Origin of the sequence: Aquitalea pelogenes (assembly GCF_001515305.1) — a bacterium.
GTDB lineage: Bacteria > Pseudomonadota > Gammaproteobacteria > Burkholderiales > Chromobacteriaceae > Aquitalea > Aquitalea pelogenes.
Map to the genome: position 1 here is coordinate 42,856 of NZ_LNQV01000006.1, position 15,427 is coordinate 58,282.

General features: G+C 55.9%; 16 protein-coding genes. 8 read left to right on the top strand and 8 right to left on the bottom strand.

Annotation, left to right across the window (positions count from 1 at the left end; all coding sequences use genetic code 11):
* Nucleotides 1-19 precede the first annotated feature (19 nt).
* The 5 genes from alc (at nt 20) to htpG (ending at nt 5,596) form a co-directional block, all read left to right on the top strand.
* Complete coding sequence (gene alc / locus AWT75_RS20740) at nt 20-1,063, top strand: allantoicase (protein ID WP_082695932.1); 1,044 nt, start codon at nt 20-22, stop codon at nt 1,061-1,063.
* A gap of 31 nt (nt 1,064-1,094) precedes the next feature.
* Nucleotides 1,095-1,598 (top strand): ureidoglycolate lyase, encoded by a 504-nt coding sequence (locus AWT75_RS20745; protein WP_082695933.1) that lies wholly within the window; start codon nt 1,095-1,097, stop codon nt 1,596-1,598.
* A gap of 131 nt (nt 1,599-1,729) precedes the next feature.
* Nucleotides 1,730-3,085 carry a nucleobase:cation symporter-2 family protein gene (locus AWT75_RS03850; protein ID WP_062787523.1) on the top strand — a complete coding sequence of 452 codons (1,356 nt, stop codon included), beginning with the start codon at nt 1,730-1,732 and terminating at the stop codon, nt 3,083-3,085.
* Nucleotides 3,086-3,094: 9 nt separating this feature from the next.
* Nucleotides 3,095-3,559, top strand: coding sequence for an XdhC family protein (locus AWT75_RS03855; protein ID WP_239689455.1), 465 nt, complete (start codon nt 3,095-3,097; stop codon nt 3,557-3,559).
* Nucleotides 3,560-3,694: 135 nt separating this feature from the next.
* The gene (gene htpG, locus AWT75_RS03860; protein ID WP_062787528.1) at nt 3,695-5,596 is read left to right on the top strand and encodes a molecular chaperone HtpG; all 1,902 of its coding nucleotides are present in this window, start codon (nt 3,695-3,697) and stop codon (nt 5,594-5,596) included.
* A gap of 90 nt (nt 5,597-5,686) precedes the next feature.
* Here htpG and AWT75_RS03865 read toward each other — a convergent pair whose 3' ends face one another.
* Both AWT75_RS03865 and AWT75_RS03870 read right to left on the bottom strand, forming a co-directional pair.
* Nucleotides 5,687-6,292: a glutathione S-transferase family protein gene (locus tag AWT75_RS03865; protein WP_062787530.1), complete on the bottom strand. Its 606-nt coding sequence runs from the start codon at nt 6,290-6,292 to the stop codon at nt 5,687-5,689.
* A gap of 15 nt (nt 6,293-6,307) precedes the next feature.
* Entirely contained in the window at nt 6,308-6,571 is a 264-nt protein-coding gene (locus AWT75_RS03870) for a DUF2917 domain-containing protein (RefSeq protein ID WP_062787532.1), read from the bottom strand.
* A gap of 94 nt (nt 6,572-6,665) precedes the next feature.
* Between AWT75_RS03870 and AWT75_RS03875 the strand changes: the two genes are divergently transcribed.
* Entirely contained in the window at nt 6,666-7,565 is a 900-nt protein-coding gene (locus tag AWT75_RS03875) for a LysR substrate-binding domain-containing protein (protein ID WP_062787534.1), read from the top strand.
* A 50-nt stretch (nt 7,566-7,615) separates the two neighbouring features.
* On the top strand, nt 7,616-7,939 hold the full coding sequence (locus AWT75_RS03880) for a YnfA family protein (RefSeq protein ID WP_476726745.1): 324 nt from the start codon (nt 7,616-7,618) through the stop codon (nt 7,937-7,939).
* Nucleotides 7,940-7,997: 58 nt separating this feature from the next.
* On the opposite strand, the gene AWT75_RS03885 is transcribed toward AWT75_RS03880, so the two are convergent.
* The 6 genes from AWT75_RS03885 to aceB all read right to left on the bottom strand — a co-directional run bounded on the left by AWT75_RS03885 (nt 7,998) and on the right by aceB (nt 14,141).
* Nucleotides 7,998-8,609, bottom strand: coding sequence for a glutathione S-transferase (locus tag AWT75_RS03885; protein WP_062787540.1), 612 nt, complete (start codon nt 8,607-8,609; stop codon nt 7,998-8,000).
* 94 nt (nt 8,610-8,703) lie between these two features.
* The gene (locus tag AWT75_RS03890; RefSeq protein WP_045847578.1) at nt 8,704-9,399 is read right to left on the bottom strand and encodes an SIMPL domain-containing protein; all 696 of its coding nucleotides are present in this window, start codon (nt 9,397-9,399) and stop codon (nt 8,704-8,706) included.
* A gap of 138 nt (nt 9,400-9,537) precedes the next feature.
* A complete protein-coding gene (locus tag AWT75_RS03895) occupies nt 9,538-10,332 on the bottom strand; it encodes an ABC transporter ATP-binding protein (protein WP_062787542.1) in 795 nt (264 codons plus the stop codon).
* Nucleotides 10,329-11,231 (bottom strand): ABC transporter permease, encoded by a 903-nt coding sequence (locus AWT75_RS03900; RefSeq protein WP_045847576.1) that lies wholly within the window; start codon nt 11,229-11,231, stop codon nt 10,329-10,331. Before AWT75_RS03900 ends, AWT75_RS03895 begins: the two co-directional genes overlap by 4 nt.
* 130 nt (nt 11,232-11,361) lie before the next feature.
* A complete protein-coding gene (locus AWT75_RS03905) occupies nt 11,362-12,321 on the bottom strand; it encodes an ABC transporter substrate-binding protein (protein ID WP_045847575.1) in 960 nt (319 codons plus the stop codon).
* 224 nt (nt 12,322-12,545) lie between these two features.
* Nucleotides 12,546-14,141, bottom strand: a complete 1,596-nt coding sequence (gene aceB, locus AWT75_RS03910; RefSeq protein WP_062787545.1) for a malate synthase A — start codon at nt 14,139-14,141, stop codon at nt 12,546-12,548.
* Nucleotides 14,142-14,290: 149 nt separating this feature from the next.
* On the opposite strand from aceB, the gene AWT75_RS03915 reads away from it, so the two are divergent.
* The gene (locus AWT75_RS03915) at nt 14,291-15,187 is read left to right on the top strand and encodes a LysR family transcriptional regulator (RefSeq protein ID WP_045847573.1); all 897 of its coding nucleotides are present in this window, start codon (nt 14,291-14,293) and stop codon (nt 15,185-15,187) included.
* Nucleotides 15,188-15,427: the final 240 nt, after the last annotated feature.

A 15,427-nucleotide genomic window follows, 5' to 3' on the forward strand; every position in this document is an offset into this window, starting at 1 on the left:
ATAATAAAGGAGAGACATCATGAGCATTAATTCCCAGCATGAATTTACTGTGCTACATGCCGCGACTGTAGAGTTGCCCGATTATGCCCGTCACTATGTGAATCTGGCAGATGCTGATTTTGGAGCCAAGGTTGTACACTGTTCTGATGAATGGTTTGCCCCAGCTGAGCGTATGTTGCAGTCAGCATCACCTGTGTTTTTGGTAGGCAAGTTTGACGATCATGGGAAATGGATGGATGGCTGGGAGACGCAGCGTCGCCGTAATGGAGGACATGACCATGCTGTCATTCAATTGGGTTTGCCAGGCGTAATCAAAGGGATTGATATTGATACCAGTCATTTTACTGGTAATTTCCCACCCGCATCAGTGCTGGAAGCCTGCTATTCCGATGGAGTGCCCGACGAAAATACGCAATGGACAACGCTTATTCCCGCAGTATCTATACGCGGTAATGCGCACCATTTTTTTGCCATTGATGAAGCCCGTGTCTGGACTCATGTTCGTTTGAATATTTATCCTGATGGTGGTGTGGCACGACTACGTGTTTATGGAGAGGTTCATATCGACTGGAGCAGTAAGGATAAAAGTGCTTTATATGAAGTATCTGCTCTGCAACAGGGTGGGCGTGTTCTTGCATATAACGATGCTCATTTTGGTGTGCCATTTAGATTGATTATGCCGGGCAGAGGAGTAAATATGGGGGATGGGTGGGAAACCCGGCGTCGGCGAGAACCCGGAAATGACTGGTGTATTGTAAAGCTTGGACATGCGGCAGTGATCGAACGTATTGAAGTTGATACCGCTCATTTCAAGGGTAACTATCCCGATAGTGTTTCCATTCAGGCTGCATTGGTTAGACAGGGGACAGAGCAGTCTATTGTGACCCAGGCAATGTTTTGGGAAACTTTACTGCCAGAACAAAAAATGACCATGGATGCCCAGCACTTTTTTGATCGAGAATATATCCGTTCTTTAGGCCCAGTCAATCATGTACGCTTGAATATTTTTCCTGATGGAGGAGTCAGTCGTTTACGTATTTTTGGTCGTTTGGCAAGTGAGTAAAGTCAATAAAATATGAGTGAGGAGAGTTATTATGGCTTTGCTTAATTTGGAAATGCTGACCAAAGAAGCATTTGCACCATTCGGTAATGTAATTGAAATAACGGGTAGTGATTGGTTTCCTATCAATAATGGTAGTACGCGTCGTTATCACAAGCTTGGTCTGGTCGATATTTGCGGGGAGGATGGTTTGCCTGCCATCAGTATGGCACGAGGTGTCGCATTTGATTTTCCGCTTAGTATAAGTATGCTGGAGCGGCATCCTTTAGGTAGCCAGTCATTCATTCCTTGTAATGGCGTTTCATTTGTCGTGGTAGTTGCTCCCAGCTTGCCTGATGGAATGCCAGACGAGCGTGGTTTGCGTGCCTTTCATGCCAAATCCGATCAGGGTGTTAACTATTTTCGGAATTGTTGGCACCACCCATTGATCAGCTTGCAGCAAGAAGGCGATTTCATTGTGGTTGACCGTGTAGGCAGTGGTCACAACTGTGATGAAGTGATGCTCTCACAACAATACCGAATCGAAGCTTCCCTCTAATTTATTTGCCTGATTTTGCTATTTTCCTTGTTGCCGAGGCAACTGGGCGGCCCGGTCATGCTCGTATTTTGCTGGTTTCATCGGTGGACTACACAAGTCATACGGCATGAGCGATGCACAGGAGAGATCTGATGAGCGTAATAAAACCCATTCATCCGGTGGATGAAAAGCTGCCATTTCTACAGTTATTTACTCTTGGACTACAACATGTTTTGGTGATGTATGCTGGAGCAGTGGCTGTCCCGCTGATTGTTGGAGGTGCTGTCGGTCTACCCAAGGAGCAAGTCGCATTCTTGGTGAGTGCCGATTTGTTCTGTTGTGGCTTGGTTACCTTGTTGCAATGTCTGGGTATCAAGGGTTTCGGTATACGCATGCCTGTCATTATGGCAGTTACATTTGCCACGGTTGGGCCAATGATTGCGATCGGACAGAACCCTGAGTTAGGTCTTCCCGGAATTTTCGGGGCAACCATGGCCGCAGGTTTGATATCGCTGTTGCTGGTTCCACTGATCGGCCGTCTGATTCGTTTCTTTCCACCATTGGTCACCGGGGTAGTAATTACTTCAATTGGTCTTTCTATTATTGGCGTCGGTATCAATTGGTCGGCAGGTGGGCTCGGTTCTCCTGATTACGGTAGTCCCTTATATCTGGGAATTTCGTTGACCGTCCTCGTCTTCATCCTGTTGATCATCCGGTTTGCTTCGGGCTTTCTTGCCAATATTTCCATTCTGCTTGGCTTGGTACTTGGCTTTGTCATTGCTTTGTTACTGGGAAAAGTTGATTTTAATGGACTGCAGGATGCCAATTGGTTTGCCATGATTCTGCCTTTCAAGTTTGGTGCCCCAAGATTTGAACTATGGTCCATCGTCACATTGACAGTGGTGATGCTGATTGTCTTCATCGAATCCATGGGCATGTTTCTGGCACTGGGTGAAATCGTAAATCGCCCTGTCAAGCGTCAGGATCTGGTACGTGGTTTGCGTGTCGATGCTGTGGGCACCCTGTTTGGTGGCATGTTCAATACGTTCCCGCATACTTCGTTTTCGCAGAATATCGGACTGGTCAGCATTACCGGTGTGAGTAGCCGCTGGGTGTGCGTGATGTCGGGTTTTATCCTGATTGCTTTCGGGCTGGTACCTAAGATGTCCATTGTTGTTGCCTCCATTCCTCCCTTCGTACTGGGTGGTGCTGGCATCGTGATGTTTGGCATGGTGCTGGCCACTGGCATCAAGGTGTTATCACGTGTGGACTTCCATAATCGTTACAACCTCTACATTGTTGCCATCAGTCTGGGTATGGGCATGATTCCAACGGTTGCCAAGGATTTTTTTGGGCAGATGCCCGCAGGTATGGCACCGCTGTTACATAGCGGTATCTTGTTGGCAAGCTTGACTGCGGTAATCTTGAATGCCTTTTTCAATGGACTTGGGAGTAGCGATCTGACGGAAGCCAGCTCGACGGAGGTCATGTCTGTACCTGGACACTAAGTGCTTGATATGGCTCCCAGCACGATGCAGGTGGTGTTGTGTGGAGCAGGCCCTGTCGGTCGGGCGGTGATTCGTTTGCTGGGCGAACTGCCTTGCACCGTATATTGGCTGGATCATCGCCCGTCAATTTTTCCCGAGGAGTTGGCTTGCAATATTCACCCTGTGGCAGGCGGCGTCGAGCAGATGTGCAATTTGCCTGCCAATGCTTGCTGGCTGGTGATGACTGATGACGATTTGCTTGATTTCGACTGGGTCGAGCAGATTTTGCTGCGCGGAGATGCACGCTTTATCGGCTTGCTGGGATGTCGTGGCAAACTGGCCAGTTTCAATTTGCGCCTGATCAATCGAGTACCCCTTGGGTGTATCGCCAGTGTTCACTGCCCTTTGGGAATAGAAGGGATCAACAGTCAACAACCAGCGATAATGGCAATTTCCATCGTGGCGCAGCTTATGCAGCGACTGAAGCCGGACTGATTCGATATCTTGCTGCGTGAGCGTTGCCTGTCCACACAGACAATCCTGACCATTGCTGTGTTGAGGGTATTGAAATCGGCTGGCTTGTCCCTATCTGTCTGCTCACTGTTACCCAACCACTGATGAATAGAGACCATGAGCGCACAGAAAGAAACCCTGGGCTTTCAGACCGAAGTCAAACAACTGCTTCACCTGATGATCCACTCCTTGTATTCCAACAAGGAAATCTTCCTGCGAGAGCTGATCTCCAATGCATCGGATGCTGCCGACAAATTGCGTTTTGAAGGTCTGGCCAAGCCCGAGTTGTTTGAGAATGATGCCGAGCTGAAGATTACCGTCAGCTTTGACAAGGAAGCCCGCACCATCACCATTTCTGACAATGGTATCGGCATGAGTCGCGACGAGGTGATTACCAATATCGGTACCATCGCCAAGTCTGGCACCAAGGCATTCTTCGAACAACTGTCTGGTGACTCCAAGAAGGATGCCAATCTGATTGGCCAGTTTGGTGTTGGTTTTTACTCGGCCTTCATTGTTGCTGACAAGGTGAGCCTGACTACCCGTCGTGCCGGTGCTGCCGCCAGCGAAGGCGTCCGCTGGGAATCCCAGGGCGAAGGGGAGTACACGCTGGAACAGGTGGAAAAGGCTGGTCGTGGTACCGACATCGTCCTGCACCTGAAGGAAGGTGAAGACGAGTTGTTGGCCGATTGGGCACTCAAGCGCATTGTGCGTACCTACTCCGACCATATTTCCATCCCGATTCTGATGAAGAAGGGCAATAGCTACGGCGAAAATGGCGAAGTAATTGAAAGCGACGAGCTTGAAGCCGTCAATGCCGCTTCGGCCTTGTGGACCCGCAGCAAGAGCGAAATCAGCGACGAGCAGTACATCGAGTTTTACAAACATGTGGCACATGACTTCACCGACCCGCTGGCCTGGAGCCATGCCCGCGTCGAAGGTCGTCAGGAATACACCGAACTGCTATATATCCCGTCCCGCGCACCGTTCGACATGTGGGACCGCGAGCGCAAGCAGGGCATCAAGCTGTATGTACGCCGCGTGTTCATCATGGAAGACAGCGACAAGCTGATGCCGCAATACCTGCGTTTTGTGCGTGGCGTAATCGACAGCAATGATCTGCCGTTGAATGTTTCACGTGAGATCCTGCAGGAAAGCAAGGATATCGACGCGATTCGCGCCGGTTGCGTCAAGAAGGTGCTGGGCTTGCTGGAAGATCTGGCCAGCAATCAGCCGGAAAAATACGCCGCATTCTGGAAAGAGTTCGGCCAGGTGCTGAAAGAAGGCGTGGGCGAAGACCATGCCAACAAGGAGCGTATCGCCAAGCTGTTGCGTTTTGCTTCCAGCACTGTTGAAAGCGATGAACCGACTGTCAGCCTGAGCGACTATATCGGCCGTATGAAAGAAGGTCAGGACAAGATCTACTACATCACCGCCGATACGCTGGCCGCGGCGCGTAACAGCCCACATCTGGAGGTGTTCAAGAAGAAGGGCGTGGAGGTGCTGTTGCTGACCGACCGTGTGGATGAGTGGGTGGTTGGTTCGCTGTTCGAGTTCGATGGCAAGTCGCTGCAGTCGGTAGCCAAGGGCGAACTGGACCTGGGCGGGCTGGAAGACGAAGCCGACAAGGAAGCACAGAAGCAGGCTGAAGAAGCAGCGAAACCGCTGGTGGAAAAAGTGCAGAATGCTCTGGGCGACAAGGTGAAGGAAGTGCGTGCTACCGTGCGTCTGACCGACAGCCCGGCCTGCCTGGTTGCGGGTGAACACGATATGAGTGCCCACCTGGAACGTATGCTGAAGGCGCCCGGCCAAAAAGTGGAAGCGAGCAAGCCTACCTTGGAAATCAATCCGGAACACGTGCTGGTGAAACGTCTGGCTGAAGAGTCGGACGCCGGACGTGCTGCCGATCTGGCTCAGGTGCTGTACGACCAGGCCTTGTTGGCCGAGGGTGGCAAACTGGAAGACCCTGCCACCTTCGTCAAGCGTATCAACAAGCTTTTGCTGGAGTTGTCGGTCTGAGTTTGCCTCGTTGACCGCAGTACAAGACAAAACCGCCCTTCGGGGCGGTTTTGTCTTATGGACGCTACCAGTCAGGGGGCGCTGCTGTGCTTACTCAAAGGGAGTGGCCACAAAGGCTGGCAGGGCCTCGGCTTGTGTGCTCCATTGTTGCAGCAGCGGGAAGTCCATCCAGTTCAGTTGCTGTGGCAGTAGCTCTCGACTGAAGCGCCAGGCAACGGCAATACTGATACCGGCCTGATCCATGTTGTTAATATCTGGCGGTAGTGTTGCCATCGCCTGTTCCAGCGCGCTGTATGCCGCAGTCAATTGGCTTGTGACGCGTTCCTGCCAGGGCAAATGCCGTTTGTCCTCGGGGCGTAGCTGTTGCTCGTAAATCAGTTGCACACTTTTTTCCATGGCGGCTAGCGCCAGCCCCAGCAGGTACAGGCAGTGCTGACGTTGTGGCAGGGTCTTGGGCATCAGGCTGCGCTCTGGATACAGGGTGTCCAGATAATCCAGAATCAGGGTGGAGTCCATCAGCGTATTGCCATCATCCAGCATCAGGGTCGGGGCCTTCACCACCGGATTGATGGATTGGAATTCAGCCAGATGGCGAAATACCGATACGGCGCGATGGGTAAACGGAATCCCCATCAAGCGCATGCTGATGGCAACACGGCGTACATAAGGGGAGTCCAGCATGCCAATCAGTTGCATGATCTGCCTTCCTGTTCAAGCGGTTTGAAAATGGCTGGCAATGCTTAGCCAGCTGCATTGAGGGGTATTGGTGGCGGGGCGCATTTCCAGCTGGCCATGTCCTTCCAGCAGCAGCTTGCCGGCAGGGAGCTGTACCGAGTCTCCACCTTGCAGGCAGATGTCCTGGCCGTCAATTGTCAGCCAGTGTGCACCGCTAGCGGCAACGATCAGGCAGGGTCGGGATAGTTGTACTACCAGCAGTTCACCTTTTGCCAGTTCCAGCCTTAATGAGTGGGACATGGTCATCTCCTTTCGTGGGGGTGAGTTCACTATAAGTTGTGCGGTTGCCGCTGAAAATTGATATTTATTTGGAATTCATGTTAGTTTTTCTTACATGAGACCTTTACCACCCCTATCTGCACTACGCAGTTTCGAAGCACTCGCCCGACTGGGTAGTGTTACGCAGGCAGCCAGCGAGCTGCATGTGACGCATTCGGCCATCAGCCAGCAAATACGCCAGCTTGAGGAGATGCTGGGTGTGGTGTTGTTTGTCCGGGAAGGCCGGGGACTGCGCCTGACCGAGGATGGGAGACTGTATGCACTGCAAGTGCGTATCGGGCTGACCGAGTTAACCGAAGCTACACGATTGATTCAGGCGCGCCCGCGGGATGGCGAACTGGTGGTCGCCGTGCTGCCGTCCTTTGGCGCGCACTGGCTGTTGCCACGCTTACCGCGTTTTCAGGCACGTTTCCCGCAATACCGCATCAGTTTGCGTGCCAGTCTGGATATTCAGGATTTGCGCCAGGGGCTGGTGGATATCGGTGTGCGCATGGGGCAGGGCGGCTGGGAGGGTTTGCAGCAGCAACATTTGTTTGATGATGAGTTGGTGGTCGTGGCCTCACCTGGTTTCCGGCAGGGCAAACTGCCACGGACTCCAGCCGAGATTGTTGCCGGGCCGGTGGTTCGCACCGTGGAAAGCTGGATGGGCTGGTGTCAGGCCGCCGGAGTGGAAGAACCGTCACAAGCTGGGCTGTGGATTAATGATTCCAATCTGGTATTGCAGGCCGTGCAGCAGGGCATGGGAGTAGCGCTGGAGCGGCGTAGCCTGGTGGATGCTGGTCTTAAGTCCGGCATGCTGGTGCAACTGAGTGATATCGTGGTGCCTTATCCCTATCCGCACTGGCTGGTATGGCCACAGCGCGAAAGCTCCTTGCTCAAGCAGCGTGAATTTGCCAGCTGGATGGCCGAGGAGGTAGCCGTGTATCAGCAGGAACTGGCGCAGGCTGCCCGCTGATATTGGCATCCACGGCGGCGAAATGCAGTGAAGGAACGGTAGTGGAATTATTGAAATTATTGCTCTTGTTTGGCCTGACGGCATTGGCCGAGATTACCGGCTGCTATCTGCCCTGGCTGTGGCTGAAACAGCAGGGTTCAATCTATTTATTAGTTCCAGCCGCGCTTTCACTGCTGCTGTTTGTCTGGCTGCTGACCTTGCATCCGGCGGCGGCCGGGCGTGTCTATGCCGCTTACGGCGGTGTCTATGTGGTGGTGGCCTTGTTATGGCTGTGGGGGGTTGATGGCGTGCGGCCCGGCTTGTGGGATGTGCTGGGGGCTACACTGGCCTTGGCTGGAATGGCCATCATCATGCTGGCACCACGGCCGACATGAGCGCGTTGGTGTGGAAAATGAAAAAAACCGGGATTGCCCCGGTTTTTGTATGTCTTGTTTACGCTGCCGGTGGCCGGGTATCGATGAATGATTGGCGAGCGGACAACCGTTCCAGCAGGCTTGCCAGATTGGGGTGGCGTTCGCGCCAGTCAATGGCCGGGAAACGGAAATCCAGGTAGCCCAGGCAGCAGCCGACGGCAATGTCAGCCAGGCTATAACTTTCGCCATTACACCATTGCCGTTCAGCCAGATCGGCGGCCATGACTGCCAGCCCACGATCTATCTTGTCCTGTTGCCGTGCGATCCATTCCGGCATCTGCTTGTCTGCTGGCCTGCGCTGTTCCAGCACAATGGCGACGGCGGCATCGGTAATGCCATCGGCCAGTGCTTCCCAGCGACGGGTATTGATCAGGCGACGGTTTTCCTGTGGCAGCAGGCGTGCAACTGGCGAGATATTGTCCAGATATTCCACGATGACCCGCGAATCGAACAGGGTGCTGCCGTCATCCAGCTCCAGCACCGGGACTTTGCCCAGCGGGTTGTAATGCGGGACCTGGCTATCCGGATTCCACGGCATGTCCTCTTCCAGCGGGCAATCAATCTTCTTGTCGGCCAGTACGATGCGTACCTTGCGGGCATACGGACTGGTGTAGGAGGCAATCAGTTTCATGGTGGTAGAGTGCTCGGCGGGTCGTAAAAGCGGGCTGATGTATTCAGCCCGTTGTGTTGCTTACTGTAGCGCAAGGTTGCGGTGGCATAAAGGGCTAGTTGAGCTCAATCTTGCCATTGATGGTGAGTTGCAACTGGCTTTGGCCTGGTTGCCAGTCTGGCTGTGCCACATCGGCTTCCTTGGCCATGGGCGCTGCGGCAGCGCGCATCAGCATGGGGGGGCGGAAGGCCGGGGCTGCATTGCCAAACTCCAGCTCCTTGATGGTAATACGGCTTTTGCCGAGGGTTTGCGCCGTGATATTGGCTTGTGCCTGCATTTCGGCCAATGCAGCTGGAATCATGGCTTTTTCCGCAGCGCGACGGGCAGCATCGGATACGGTGAACTGCACGCCTTCCAGCAGCATGGTTTTCTGTAGCTGTGCTACCAGTTCTGCTGCCTGGGTCATGTCCCGGCTTTTCAGGCGGATTTCCGCGCGGCCTTGCCAGCCTTGAATCTTGCCGTTCTTGTCGTAGCTGGGCCAGCTGTTATAGCTGCCACTGCTGACGTCCACTTGAGGATATTTCTTGCCAAGTGCCATGCCCTGGGCAATGCCCTTGTTCAGGCGGTTGGCCAGCGTGGCGGGCTGATCGCTTTTTTCCTGCAGGTAAAGCGTGGCTTGTAGCTGGTCGTTGGCGACTTCTTGCTGGGCAGAGCCTGACAGACGCAGTTCGATGCCATCAGCTGCCTTGGCTAGGGCCGGTGTGATGAGCAGGCTGGCTGCCATCAGGGAGGGAATTAGCGTGGATTTCATGCGGACTCCTGCAAAAATTGGCGAACAGGCGTTTGAGCCGGGTTGATGCAGAAGGTTCGCATATCTGGCCAGCAATTGGCCACTGAGCGTGGCAGGCCCGTGCCGGCTGCGGTGCAGCAACCGGCACGAAGGTAGAACTCAGCCCAGCAACAACGCGTCGTCGTCCAGCTTTTCACCGCGCGTCTGCTCGAACATGGCCAACAGATCGGGCACATCCATGCGGCTGCGGCTGTCGCCGCTGACATCCAGTACCACGCGGCCTTGGTGCAGCATGACGGTGCGATGGCCATGGTCCAGTGCCTGACGCATGGAGTGAGTCACCATCAGGGCGGTCAGCTTGTTCTCGGTCACGATGCGGTCAGTCAGCTCCAGCACGAAGGCAGCCGTTTTGGGGTCGAGCGCGGCGGTGTGTTCATCCAGCAGCAGCAGGCGGGAAGGCTGCAAGGATGCCATCAGCAGGCTGACGGCCTGGCGCTGACCACCGGACAGCAGGCCCATGCGGTCTCCCAGGCGGTTTTCCAGACCCAGCTTGAGTGTGGACAGCTTGTCGCGGAAGGCTTCGCGATAGCTGGCCTTGACGGCGCGCGACAGGCCGCGTCCCTGGCCGCGCTGCATGGCCAGTGCCAGGTTTTCTTCGATAGTGAGCCCTTCACAGGTACCGGCCAGCGGGTCCTGGAACACGCGGGCCACCAGTGCTGCACGCTGCCAGGCGGACTGGCGGGTGACATCCTGCCCGTCGATGAACAGGCTGCCGGTGTCTGGACTGATGTCTCCGCTGATTGCATTCAGGAAGGTGGATTTGCCAGCACCATTGCTACCGATCACAGTGACGAACTGACCGGACTCGATGGTGAGCGACAGGCCGCGCAGCACCGGGTTTTCCAGTGGAGTGCCGGGGTTGAATGTCTTGAACAGATTGTCGGCGCGCATCATGCGGATTTCCCTCCTTGCTTGTTGCGCAGCTTGCCCTTGATTTTGGGCAGTACCAGCGCCAGGCCCACCAGCACGGCGGTAATCAGGTTCAGGTCTTGGGCTTGCAGGCCGATGAAGTCGGCATTCAGCGCCAGGGCGATCAGCAGGCGGTAGAGCAGTGCGCCCAGCACGGTGGCCAGTGTCACCAGCCATAGTGTGCGTGGCGGCAGCAGGGTTTCTCCGATGATGACGGCGGCGAGGCCCACCACAATGGTGCCGATGCCCATGGAGATGTCGGCACCACCCTGGGTTTGCACGTATAGGGCACCTGCCAGTGCAATCAGTGCATTGGACAGGGCCATGCCGGCCAGGGTCATGCGGTCGGTGGAAATGCCCTGTGCCCGTGCCATGCGCGGGTTGGCACCGGTGGCGCGCAGCGCGAGGCCGGTTTCCGAGGCGAAGAAGGCGTCCAGCAACAGCTTGGCGATGACCACAATGACCGCCAGCACAGCAGGCTGAATCAGCCAGGCGTTGTCATTCACCGTGCTGATGAAGGGGGTGAATACGGTGGGCAGGCCGATCAGCGCGATATTGGGTGCGCCCATGATGCGCAGGTTGATGGAATAGAGCGCAATCATCACCAGAATGCTGGCCAGCAATTGCAGGATGCCCAGACGCACATTGAGCCAGGCGGTCAGCCAACCGGCAGCCGCACCGGCAATGGCAGCCAGGCCGCAAGCCAGCCACGGGTCGTGGCCACCGGCAATCAGCACGGCAGCGACGGCACCGCCCAGCGGGAAACTGCCGTCAGCGGTAAGGTCGGGAAAGTTGAGCAGGCGGAAGGAAATCAGCACGCCCAGTGCGACGAGGGCAAAGATAAGGCCGATTTCCAGCGCGCCCATCAGTGAAATCAGGGACATGAACACCTCTGCGACATGCCGGCCTGTCAGGGGTGTAGCCGGCAAGCCTGACCTGGGTGAGGTCGGGCTGTTGAGACGGAAAAAGCCCGGATGGCGGTGAAACCATCCGGGCAGTCAGGCTGCTAACCGCTTACTTGACGGTGTTCTGCGCTTCTTTCAGCAGGGCGGCGGACAGCGGCGCACCTTGCTTCATGGCGGCAGACGGATTTACGGTCAGGCTCAGCTTGCTGCCTACTTCCGGAGCGATGGCACCCGGCTTTTCACCCTTCAGGATGCGAACTACGATCTTGCCGGTCTGACGGCCCATATCGTAGTAGTTCATGCCCAGGGCTGCGATGGCACCACGCTTCACCGAGTCGGTATCCGAGGCAATCAGCGGCAGTTTGGCCTGATTGGCGACGGCCACCAGCGATTCGTAAGTGGACACCACATTGTTGTCGGTGCTGGTATAGATGGCATCAACCTTGCCGATCAGGCTCTTGGCCGCCGGGGCCACATCCACGGTACGCGGTGCCGGGGCTTCCACCAGGCTCATGCCGCGCTTGGCCAGTTCTTCTTTCAGTTCCTTCACCACTATGGTGGAGTTGACCTCACCCGGGCTGAACACCATACCGACGCGTTTGGCGCCCGGTTTTACCTTCAGGATCAGGTCTACTTGCGGGCCCAGCGGCAGCATGTCGGAAACGCCGGTTACATTGCTGCCACTGGGTTTCCAGCTGCTGACCAGCTTGGCAGCCACCGGGTCGGTGACAGCAGTGAATACGATGGGCAGGGTTTTGCTGGCGGCAACCAGTGCCTGGGCGGACGGTGTGGCAATGGCCACGGCGACATCCGGCTTGTCGCCGACAAACTTGCGGGCGATCTGGCCGGCAGTAGCCGGGTTACCCTGCGCGCTTTGATACTGCACCTTGACCTTGTCCTCACCAAAACCCTCGGCTTTCAGTTGGTCAGTCACCCCTTTGCGGGCGGCATCCAGCGCCGGGTGATCGACAATGGCCGTGATGGCAACCGACTTGAGCTCGGCAGCGGAAGCAGACAGGGAGAGCACGGCTGCAGCGGCAGCCAGCAGTTGGCGATGGCGTAGGGACATGGCAATTCCTTGTGAGTCAGGATAGATTTTTTTGGAAAATGAATATTTCGCGCAATTTTATTCCAATACCAAAGATTTTTCTTGTTGCGTTGCGCAATAAAATGGCTGAGATTGGATATTGGAGACAGGAAGTTGCCCGATCGTCGGGCAGGCGAAAAAAAAGCGCCCGGATCACGGGCCGCATGAGTGTAAGCTGGCAAATTGCCAACCATTGGATCGATCGTTTAGTCGATGTAGTCGTAACCCGGCAGGGTGAGGAATTCGACAAAGTCATCCGAGGTGGTCAGATGGTCGAACATGCGGGCTGCGTCTTCGTACTGCTTGGTCCAGCGATTGCCGTATTCCGCCTTGAGCTTGGCTACTTCAGCAGCTTGCAGTTCGCGGAACAGTTCCACCGTCACCTTGCGGCCATCTTCCAGCATGCCCTTGGGGCTGCGGATCCATTGCCAGATCTGCGAGCGGGAGATTTCTGCGGTGGCGGCATCTTCCATCAGGTTGTGGATGGGCACGCAGCCGTTGCCGGAAATCCAGGAACCCAGATACTGGATGCCCACATTGATGTTCATGGACAGGCCGGCTTCGGTGATCGGCGCTTCCGGCTGGAAGTTCAGCAGGTCAGCGGCGGTGACATTCACATCCGGACGCTGCTTGGCAATCTGGTTGGGGGCATCACCCAGCACGCGGCTGAAGGCTTCGTTGGCAATCGGTACCAGGCCCGGGTGAGCCACCCAGCCGCCATCGTAGCCGTCGGTGGCATCGCGGTCCTTGTCGGCTTTCACGCCACCCAGTGCCTTGTCATTGGCCACCGGGTCGTTCTTGATCGGAATCAGTGCGGCCATGCCACCGATGGCCGGCGCGTTGCGCTGGTGGCAGGTTTTCAGCAGCAGCAGGGCATAGGCACGCATGAAGGGTACGGTCATGGTGATCTGTGCACGGTTGGCCAGGCAGAAGTCGCGATTCTGCTTGAACTTCTTGATGCAGCTGAAGATGTAGTCCCAGCGACCGGCGTTCAGGCCGGAGCTGTGTTCGCGCAGTTCGTAGAGGATTTCGTCCATCTCGAAGGCTGCGAGGATGGTTTCAATCAGCACGGTAGCCTTGATGGTGCCCTGCGGGATACCCAGCTCGTTCTGGGCAAACACGAACACATCGTTCCACAGGCGCGCTTCCAGATGGCCTTCCATCTTTGGCAGGTAGTAATAGGTGGCACTGCCCACGGTTTGCAGGTAGGCAATATTGTGGAAGAAGGACAGGGCGAAGTCGAACAGTGCGCCGGAGACAATCTCGCCATCCACGGTGACGTGTTTTTCCATCAGGTGCCAGCCGCGCGGACGCAGGATCAGGGTGGCAATGGTGTCGTTCAGTTTGTATTGCTTGCCGTCCGGATTGGCAAAGGAAATGGTCTTGCGATACGCATCACGGACATTGATCTGGCCGCTGATCTGGTTTTCCCAGCTCGGACAGTTGGAGTCCTCGAAGTCGGCCATGAAGCTCTTGGCACCGGAATTCAGTGCATTGATCATCATCTTGCGATCCACCGGCCCGGTGATTTCCACGCGGCGGTCCAGCAAGTCTTGTGGCAGCGGTGCAATTTTCCAGTCGCCGGCACGGATGGCGGCGGTTTCCGGCAGGAAGTCAGGCAGCTTGCCGGCATCCAGTTCGGCCTGGCGCACCACGCGGGCGGCAAGCAGCTCACGGCGGCGTGCTTCAAACTGGCGATGCAGTTTGGCGACAAAGGACAGTGCTTCGGTCGTGAGGATTTCTTCAAACGCCGGGGTCAGCGGGGCGAGGATTTCCACGCCTTGCGGAAGGGTGACAGCCATGTGCTTGCTCCTGAAGTAAATGCGTTTATACGGCAGAACCGCTGCCTTTGATCAACAAAATGCTGCATTGCGATGTAAGCAGTGTATCTAGCCAAACAGTAAAAAAAAATGCATAAATAGGCATAACATCTTTTACTTTTAAGTACGCAATGAGCGAACTCAAACAGCTGGAAACCTTTGTCGCCGTGGTCAATCATGGCAGCCTGTCCGCTGCTGCCCGTCAGCAAGGCGTGGTGCCGGCCATGATAGGCCGCCGGCTGGATGCGCTGGAGGAGCGGCTGGGGGTGAAGCTGCTGGTGCGTACCACGCGCAGCGTAACCCTGACCCAGGAAGGCGCGGCATTTTTTGAAGACTGCCAGCGCATACTGACTGAACTGTCCGAAGCCGAGGCCGCAGTGGCGTCCGGTAGCGGCCGGGCGCGCGGCCATCTGCGGGTATCCGCCCCGGCCGGTTTTGGCCGGCGTCACGTGGCACCGCATATTGCGGCATTCCAGCTGGCGCATCCGGATATCCGGGTGACGCTGGATCTGTCGGACCGGCTGATTGATTTGCAGCGCGAGCGTATCGATTGTGCGATTCGCATTTCGGATCTGGCTGATTCATCGCTGGTAGCCATGCGGCTGGCGGAAAACCGGCGTGTGGTGGTGGCGTCGCCCGCCTATCTGGCAAGACATGGCATTCCACACACGCTGGAAGAGCTGGCGCAGCACAATTGTCTGTCGCTGGGTGAAAGCCAAAGCCGTGGCTGGAGCTTTGAACGGGATGGCGAACTGATCAACCTGCGCGTGTCAGGTCGTCAGGAATGTAATGATGGTGCGGTGCTGCATGACTGGGCCTTGCAGGGATTGGGGCTGGCCTGGCGCTCCTTGTGGGAGGTCAAGGATGACTTGTCCGAGGGGAGGCTGGTGACGGTGCTGGACCAGTTTGCCTCGCCGGATTACCCGGTGTATGCCGTTGTTCCACAACGCCGTTTTCTACCGGCCCGGGTGCGGCATTTCATCGAACACCTGCGCCAGGTGTACACCGCCACCGGCTATTGGGATTGAAAGCTGTAGTTTGTTGCGTCACGGTTTTCGCTGCATGCCCGGAACCCCCTTGCTGTCGGTCACCCTGGTCTTTGGCCTGGCTGGCGGTTCCGGGCTTGGTATAGCACAAATTCATGTCAAATAGGCATGGCATTGCGTTAATGCAGCAATTTTTGCCGGATTGTTGGCTGAGGTGCGCTACAAACTGCCTTGTCTTGCACAATTATGACAAGTATGGGATAGATCCTGCCGCGATATAAG

Excerpts from the sequence above, each read along its gene's own strand:
- htpG (WP_062787528.1), top strand. The coding sequence starts at position 3,695 with ATGAGCGCACAGAAAGAAACCCTGGGCTTTCAGACCGAAGTCAAACAA.
- AWT75_RS03895 (WP_062787542.1), bottom strand. The coding sequence starts at position 10,332 with ATGATGCGCGCCGACAATCTGTTCAAGACATTCAACCCCGGCACTCCA.
- alc (WP_082695932.1), top strand. The coding sequence starts at position 20 with ATGAGCATTAATTCCCAGCATGAATTTACTGTGCTACATGCCGCGACT.
- AWT75_RS03875 (WP_062787534.1), top strand. The coding sequence starts at position 6,666 with ATGAGACCTTTACCACCCCTATCTGCACTACGCAGTTTCGAAGCACTC.
- AWT75_RS03850 (WP_062787523.1), top strand. The coding sequence starts at position 1,730 with ATGAGCGTAATAAAACCCATTCATCCGGTGGATGAAAAGCTGCCATTT.
- AWT75_RS03870 (WP_062787532.1), bottom strand. The coding sequence starts at position 6,571 with ATGTCCCACTCATTAAGGCTGGAACTGGCAAAAGGTGAACTGCTGGTA.
- AWT75_RS03885 (WP_062787540.1), bottom strand. The coding sequence starts at position 8,609 with ATGAAACTGATTGCCTCCTACACCAGTCCGTATGCCCGCAAGGTACGC.
- AWT75_RS03855 (WP_239689455.1), top strand. The coding sequence starts at position 3,095 with ATGGCTCCCAGCACGATGCAGGTGGTGTTGTGTGGAGCAGGCCCTGTC.
- AWT75_RS20745 (WP_082695933.1), top strand. The coding sequence starts at position 1,095 with ATGGCTTTGCTTAATTTGGAAATGCTGACCAAAGAAGCATTTGCACCA.
- AWT75_RS03900 (WP_045847576.1), bottom strand. The coding sequence starts at position 11,231 with ATGTCCCTGATTTCACTGATGGGCGCGCTGGAAATCGGCCTTATCTTT.
- aceB (WP_062787545.1), bottom strand. The coding sequence starts at position 14,141 with ATGGCTGTCACCCTTCCGCAAGGCGTGGAAATCCTCGCCCCGCTGACC.
- AWT75_RS03865 (WP_062787530.1), bottom strand. The coding sequence starts at position 6,292 with ATGCAACTGATTGGCATGCTGGACTCCCCTTATGTACGCCGTGTTGCC.
- AWT75_RS03905 (WP_045847575.1), bottom strand. The coding sequence starts at position 12,321 with ATGTCCCTACGCCATCGCCAACTGCTGGCTGCCGCTGCAGCCGTGCTC.
- AWT75_RS03890 (WP_045847578.1), bottom strand. The coding sequence starts at position 9,399 with ATGAAATCCACGCTAATTCCCTCCCTGATGGCAGCCAGCCTGCTCATC.
- AWT75_RS03915 (WP_045847573.1), top strand. The coding sequence starts at position 14,291 with ATGAGCGAACTCAAACAGCTGGAAACCTTTGTCGCCGTGGTCAATCAT.